Raw genomic sequence first — 6309 nt, forward strand, 5'->3', positions numbered from 1 at the left:
GATAAGTCAACGATTTTTAAGCAACATACTACTAACCTTTGTTTGGGTAGCCCTTACAGGAAGTTTTGCATTTCTTAATTTTCTCTTTGGGTTTATCTTGAGCTTTCTTATACTATGGATTATCACCCTAAGCAACGGCGATGAAAAATATTTCAGACTTGTTCCAAAGATTATTTTCTTTTTTCTATTCTTTTTGTACGAATTAATAAAGGCAAATATTCAAGTAGCTTTTGATGTGGTTACTCCTAAGTTTTATATGAAACCCGGCATCGTAAAACTGCCATTAGATGCTAAAACCGACATAGAAATTACGCTGTTAGCCAATCTAATTTCACTCACACCAGGAACCTTAAGTCTTGATGTATCAAACGATAGAAAAGTATTATATGTACATGCGATGTACATATCCGATAAAGAGAAATTTATCCGTGATATTAAACAAGGATTTGAACGACGCTTATTAGACATTTTAAGATGACCTTATACGATTATCTATATTATATTTTATTGCCGGTATTATCGGTTGCCATGATTTTGCTTTTTGTGAGGTTTTTGCTTGGTCCCAGTATCGCCGATCGCGTTATTGCGCTCGATTTACTTATTACCACCAGTATTGGCATAATTGCTATTTACAGCATTATCACCAACCAACCAACCTTTTTAGACATTGCTATGATTTTGGCGCTAATTGCCTTTTTGGGCACTGTAGCATTCTCCTATTATTTAGAAAAACGAAATAAAAATGAGTGATTTTTTTATTGCCATTATTGCCTCTTTAGGAGCCTTATTTGTGCTGCTCGCATCCATTGGTTTGGTGAGAATGCCAGATACTTATTTACGTATTTCGGTTACTACCAAGGCCGCCACTCTCGGAATTGGCTTAATCTTAATTGCGGCTGCATTTTATTTTAAAGAATTATCGGTTACGTCTCGCGTTTCGGCCATTATCCTATTTATTTTACTAACCGCGCCAATTGCGGCGCATCTCATTGGGCGTGCCTCTTATTTTATAGGCGTAAAACTTTGGCACAAATCTGTAATGGACGATCTTGAAGGCAAGTATAAAAAGGTAACCCACGAACTTATGAGTGAAGATATAGAGAGTGACGCAACCACCATCACAAATACCATTGACGAAAAACCTAACGATACCAAAAAATAAAGGCAATCATTTAATTAATGTGCTCATATTGAACTTGTAAAGTTAAAATACCTTATATTTGTAACTTGTAAAACCAAATCAAATCAGATGAAAAATTATATTTTAATAGTATTATTGCTTTCAGTAGCTTTCGTGAATGCTCAAGCCTTTAAAGGTAAAGGAGATAATAAAGTTCAAATAGGCCTCAATGCTCAGGAAAAATCTACCGGCATCAATGCTACCTACGATTTTGGGGTTGGCGAAAATATTTCTTTCGGTTTTGTCACTACTTATGCTTTGGGTATTAGCGAAAATACAGATGCAGATTTTGCGGATAGATTAGACCTACGCGCACGATTTAACGCCAATATTGGTAACGTTCTAAGAATAGATGACAATTTTGATCTTTATCCTGGTTTAAGCTTTGGGCTTAAGAATTTTGGTGGACATATAGGTGCCCGCTACTTCTTTTCGTCAGGTTTTGGCGTGTATTCAGAAGTTGGGATACCTATAGCAAAATACAACACCGATACACTCACTGCCGCCGAAAAAATTCACAACCAGTTTGTTTTTAATTTAGGCGCTTCCTTTAATCTGTAGGATTGATTAATTGTCTGTCCATCCCCAAGGTGGGCCTGGATTGTCAATAGCCTTTGTTAAATCAAAAACTATGGTGAACTGTCTTGGTGTATCTACCCTTTTTAAATTATAGGTTAATTCGGTTTCGTTTACTGTTATCCACCAGATATTTGTGGCTGCGGCTGGTATCAGCTCTGCAGTAAAGGCATCGGCTGGAAATACTTGTACTTGTGCTTTACCCGGATTACTTGCAGTGCCACCGTACATTGTGGTTTCGTCGGGGCTACCGTCTTGGTGTCGGTGGTCGTGTTTCAATTCTATTAAACCATTAACATAGGTCAACACCCAAGTTCGGGATTTGTCGTCACCTACAAACAACGGTATTTTTATAACGGTGTCAGTACAACTTCTCACATGCATCACCAAAGCTTTACCACCAAATTGCGCATCATTTTCAGGAACAATTAACTTTCCTTCAAACGACTTACCACATAATTGTTGCAAACGCTCCCAGAATGTATCGGAGTTTGTTTCTTGCGAATAGAGACTACAAGTAATAAGAAGCGCTATAACAATAGGTACATGTTTCATGATTGATATTATTTGTTACAATATAGGATTATAATTTCATTTTTTGAAACTTAAAAATCCATTGTTCGGTAATGATAAATTAACCTGCATTGGCAAGTATTTTTAATCATTTTTTCGCATACTATTAACGAAAATTAGCGATTCGGCATCCCATTGTCAATTTACGATTTTCAAGTAATATTTAATGGTAATAAAAACCATTACACGCTTGTAGTAATAAGGACTACAAGATTGTAAGATGCACTTCACAAAAATGGGTTATACGACGGTATTTTAGCCCAAATACGCTATTTCATCGACTTTTTTAATCGTTTTAACGAGGATCTTTAAGCTTGGTCTATATTTGAAATAACCAAATACCTAATACTAATCTTATGTTCAAAACATTACTTTTACCTCGTCAGGTGTTACAATTGAGCCTTGTAATTTTAGTACTTTTACAATTTAACACTTTTGCTTCATCATCAAAAAGCACATATTCTTTTCCAGAAGTTGAATCAACTACATGGAATGGTACTAGCTGGAGTAATTTGGCACCTACCATTTTAAAAATCGCCGTTATTAGTGGCGACTACAATACTGCTAGCTTTGGAAGTTTTGCGGCTTTAAAACTAGTTGTAAATGCTGGCTACACCCTTACAATCGATAACTATACTTATGTTGAAGTTGAAGGCAATGTAGATATTATTGGCAATATCATAGTGGAATCTAAAGGTGCATTTGTTCAAAATAGCCCAACTGGCAGTTTTTATGTTGATTCTGGTGGTCAAGCTATCGTTAATAAGGTAACAGCTGTGCTCAATCATTGGTACGATTATACTTATTGGAGTTCGCCAGTATTAGGTACAACCGTTAATCAAGCCTTTGCATCCTCAAATGTTTCTAGAAGATTTTGGTTTAATGCCGAAAATTACCTCGATATTTTAAAATTAGATCCTATTACTAACACCATGGTTTCAGGACATGATGATATTGACGACGATGCCAATGATTGGCAATTGCTTAATGGAGCTGACGTACTTCTGCCTGGTAGAGGTTATGCCACCACCCATAATAGCGCTCAATTTGTCGCCGGTAACGCTTATAAATATAGTTTTGATGGTCCTTTTAATAACGGCACCATAAATGTTCCTATCCATTACAACGGTGACAATGGGGATAACGACTGGAATTTTATCGGCAATCCCTATCCTTCCGCGATAAAAGCCGACTCATTTTTTAATGCCAATAGCGGGATGATTGGTGGGGCCATTTATTTTTGGTCTCACGGCACACCACCAAGTTCTTCCTATAACGGAAACGAAACCTTAAATTTCACTAGTGACGATTACGCCATAATTAATGCAGGCAGTGGTGAAATTGCAGGTGGATCGCATGTGATACCAAAGAGATTTATCCCGTCGGGTCAAGGGTTTTTTGTACAAGGACTCGCCAATGGCAATGCGGTTTTTAATAATGCCATGCGTATGGTTGATTTTAGCAGTAACAATCAATTTTTCAGACAAAATGCTACGCCTGACAATAAGTTTTGGCTTAACCTAAGTACGGAAAGCGGTTTATTTAACCAAGTATTAGTGGCCTATGTTGATGGTGCAACTAATGGCAATGATGGCCAGCATTACGATGCCCCAAGAAATTTATCAACTACAACTGCGGCCATTATTTATACAGGTATTGAAAGTGATTTTACTACCAAACTTGCCATACAGGGCAAAGCTAAAAACAGTTTGAATACTAATGAAATCATTCCTTTAGGGTTTTACACCAGCATTTCTGAATCGGTACAATACCGTTTTTCAATTGCGCAAATACAAGGGCTGTTCTTTGAAACGGAACAAATTTACATCAAAGACTATCTATTAAATAACCTACATAATTTAAGTGAAAGTGATTATGAATTTGAATCAGCAACAGGGGAGTTTAACAACAGGTTTGAAATTGTATTCAATCCTCAAACCTTATCAATTGAAGCAACTGAAAATGATAAACAACTGGTTATTTCACAACCAGACAGCAACCAGTTATCTATAGAAACGTTGAATGGTGCCTATATCACAAAGCTTCAAATTATTGACCAATTAGGTCGTTTGGTAAATAGTCAAACACCTCAAAAAGAGAGCGTCAACATCGATACGCAGCATATGGCTACAGGTATTTACATCACCTATATAGAACTTAACAATGGTTATAAAGTATCTAAAAAAATATTAAAGCGAAGTTAGCTTAACGGTAAATATAGATAATGGGACATCTATATTATTTTTTCAGAAGTGGTAAAATTGGGAGTCAATTTAAAAAGTTGAACTCCCTTTTTTTATGGTTTTTATCAACTAGATTGTTCTTAATATTGGCAAAGTCTTTAGAGTTTTAGTTACCTTAAAACGATTTAACACAACAGCACAAAGACTTATCAACGTCTTAAGGCTATATGTCGCTAGTATTTACAGTGTTGTCGCCTTCACAAACCAACAAGCGAAAGACATCATCTGCATGACACAAAAATTTAGAAATGGCGCATGCATCCTCACGTTCAAAGGCAATCCACAGATAAGCGATATAAATACCGTTGCAATCTGGCATTTGGCCCGCGTCTAGTCGTAAATCTTGATCTGGATCGTTTGCGGTGAATAGCATTACATCGCTACAAACAGTAATAAATTGTCCTAGTAAAAAATTTACTTTACTCAGCAAAAAGCACAGGTAGAACTTTTTAACATTGGTGGTTTCAGCTAATAAAAGCTTAGGTGAAACATTAGGCAAATACAATTCCCCCTTTTCTAAATTAAGACTATAGGCTTTACCCAAGCAAGCTCCTGGTTTGCTATGTAAATTAAAATCAAATCCCTTAAGCAAATCACGGCCTTCGGTGGTTAACAAACCCCTATGAATACTTCGCAGTCCTGGAGAAAATTGCGTCTCATCAAAACGGAACACTTCTCTAAGTAAGGTTCTTAAGCGGCGTCTTCTACTCTTGTCTGTGGATTGCCTTAAATATGGTCCGCCACTTTTCTCAAGTAATGAAACTGAACGCTTTAAGCGCTTCTCTTCTATATCTGTATCCTTAAATGGGTTTACCTTGTCACCAAGATAGGCAAGATTTGGTCTCGTTTTACGCGCTATAGAGCCATCATCCGTAAGATAAGCTTCATCAGTCTCAAGCCTGTAAAATATTGCCTTATTGCTATATATCTTTGCCAAATGCGTGTGTGTGCCTTCTAGTTTGGGTTACTAAATATCGTCTAGTTCATGCTTTTTCCGGTTTCTTCTAAAATACTGGATGATGGAAGGTGCCGTAAGTCCGTGAAGAATAATAGAAAACAGTATGATGTATGCCGTGATTGCATAGAGCTCGTATTTGTTGGCGAAAGCATCCGTTTGCAAAAAAGCCCAAGACAAATAAAACACTGAGCCAACGCCACGAATGCCTAGAAAACTAATGGCCAATTTATTCCGAAAGGAATCTTTAATGCCTATAAAACCTATAAGCCCAGCCAGTGGGCGCACTACCAGCACAAATAAAGCGCTAAAAAGAATACCTTTCCAATCCGTCATTTCCAAAATCCCATTCATGATGGTTCCACCAAACAAGATGATCCAAACTACAATTAGGAGACGCTCTATTTCGTGGTTAAAATCGTGCATTTTCTTTTTAAAATTACCGCTTACATTTTCAGAATATCTTAAACTTAAGCCAGCAAAAAACACTGCCATAAACCCATAACCGTGCAATAATTCGGACAAGCCATAAACGGCAAAAGTTAGGGACAGCGCCAAAAAGCCATCATAGGTTTTTATACCAGCCCATTTTTCGAGGTGCGTTAGTAAGTAACCAACAGCTCTGCCCATCACAAGACCAATGGTTACACCTATAATAATTTTTAACAACAGTTTATCCCAAAACCAGTCACCAAAGCTAAAGGCTGCATAACTTCCTGCTTGGGCTACCATGACTGCTAAATAGGTAAACGGAAAAGCCATCCCGTCGTTGAGTCCTGCTT

The 6309-nt window shown here is 37.2% G+C and carries 8 protein-coding genes; 5 read left to right on the forward strand and 3 right to left on the reverse strand.

Annotated features, from left to right (window positions below):
- The first annotated feature begins 1 nt into the window (after position 1).
- The 4 genes from V7Z48_RS10505 to V7Z48_RS10520 all read left to right on the forward strand — a co-directional run bounded on the left by V7Z48_RS10505 (position 2) and on the right by V7Z48_RS10520 (position 1741).
- Complete coding sequence (locus tag V7Z48_RS10505; protein WP_334113414.1) at positions 2 to 478, forward strand: Na+/H+ antiporter subunit E; 477 nt, start codon at positions 2 to 4, stop codon at positions 476 to 478.
- Positions 475 to 750 (forward strand): cation:proton antiporter, encoded by a 276-nt coding sequence (locus V7Z48_RS10510; protein WP_334113406.1) that lies wholly within the window; start codon positions 475 to 477, stop codon positions 748 to 750. Before V7Z48_RS10505 ends, V7Z48_RS10510 begins: the two co-directional genes overlap by 4 nt.
- Positions 743 to 1162, forward strand: coding sequence for a monovalent cation/H(+) antiporter subunit G (mnhG, locus tag V7Z48_RS10515; RefSeq protein ID WP_334113407.1), 420 nt, complete (start codon positions 743 to 745; stop codon positions 1160 to 1162). The genes V7Z48_RS10510 and mnhG overlap by 8 nt, the downstream gene beginning before the upstream one ends.
- A gap of 87 nt (positions 1163 to 1249) precedes the next feature.
- Entirely contained in the window at positions 1250 to 1741 is a 492-nt protein-coding gene (locus V7Z48_RS10520; RefSeq protein WP_334113408.1) for a DUF6646 family protein, read from the forward strand.
- Between the two features lie 6 nt (positions 1742 to 1747).
- On the opposite strand, the gene V7Z48_RS10525 is transcribed toward V7Z48_RS10520, so the two are convergent.
- The gene (locus tag V7Z48_RS10525) at positions 1748 to 2311 is read right to left on the reverse strand and encodes a hypothetical protein (RefSeq protein ID WP_334113409.1); all 564 of its coding nucleotides are present in this window, start codon (positions 2309 to 2311) and stop codon (positions 1748 to 1750) included.
- Between the two features lie 374 nt (positions 2312 to 2685).
- Here V7Z48_RS10525 and V7Z48_RS10530 point away from each other — a divergent pair, with 374 nt between their 5' ends.
- Complete coding sequence (locus tag V7Z48_RS10530) at positions 2686 to 4533, forward strand: T9SS type A sorting domain-containing protein (protein ID WP_334113411.1); 1848 nt, start codon at positions 2686 to 2688, stop codon at positions 4531 to 4533.
- Positions 4534 to 4735: 202 nt separating this feature from the next.
- Here V7Z48_RS10530 and V7Z48_RS10535 read toward each other — a convergent pair whose 3' ends face one another.
- Positions 4736 to 5509 (reverse strand): hypothetical protein, encoded by a 774-nt coding sequence (locus V7Z48_RS10535; protein ID WP_334113412.1) that lies wholly within the window; start codon positions 5507 to 5509, stop codon positions 4736 to 4738.
- 30 nt (positions 5510 to 5539) lie between these two features.
- The coding region (locus V7Z48_RS10540; RefSeq protein ID WP_334113413.1) for a cation:proton antiporter at positions 5540 to 6309 on the reverse strand (770 nt) is incomplete at its 5' end.

Source organism: Paucihalobacter sp. (assembly GCF_036825875.1).
Lineage (GTDB): Bacteria > Bacteroidota > Bacteroidia > Flavobacteriales > Flavobacteriaceae > Paucihalobacter.

Bases quoted from the DNA above. Each gene is read 5' to 3' on its own strand.
- V7Z48_RS10510 (WP_334113406.1), top strand. From the start codon at position 475: ATGACCTTATACGATTATCTATATTATATTTTATTGCCGGTATTATCG.
- mnhG (WP_334113407.1), top strand. From the start codon at position 743: ATGAGTGATTTTTTTATTGCCATTATTGCCTCTTTAGGAGCCTTATTT.
- V7Z48_RS10520 (WP_334113408.1), top strand. From the start codon at position 1,250: ATGAAAAATTATATTTTAATAGTATTATTGCTTTCAGTAGCTTTCGTG.
- V7Z48_RS10525 (WP_334113409.1), bottom strand. From the start codon at position 2,311: ATGAAACATGTACCTATTGTTATAGCGCTTCTTATTACTTGTAGTCTC.
- V7Z48_RS10530 (WP_334113411.1), top strand. From the start codon at position 2,686: ATGTTCAAAACATTACTTTTACCTCGTCAGGTGTTACAATTGAGCCTT.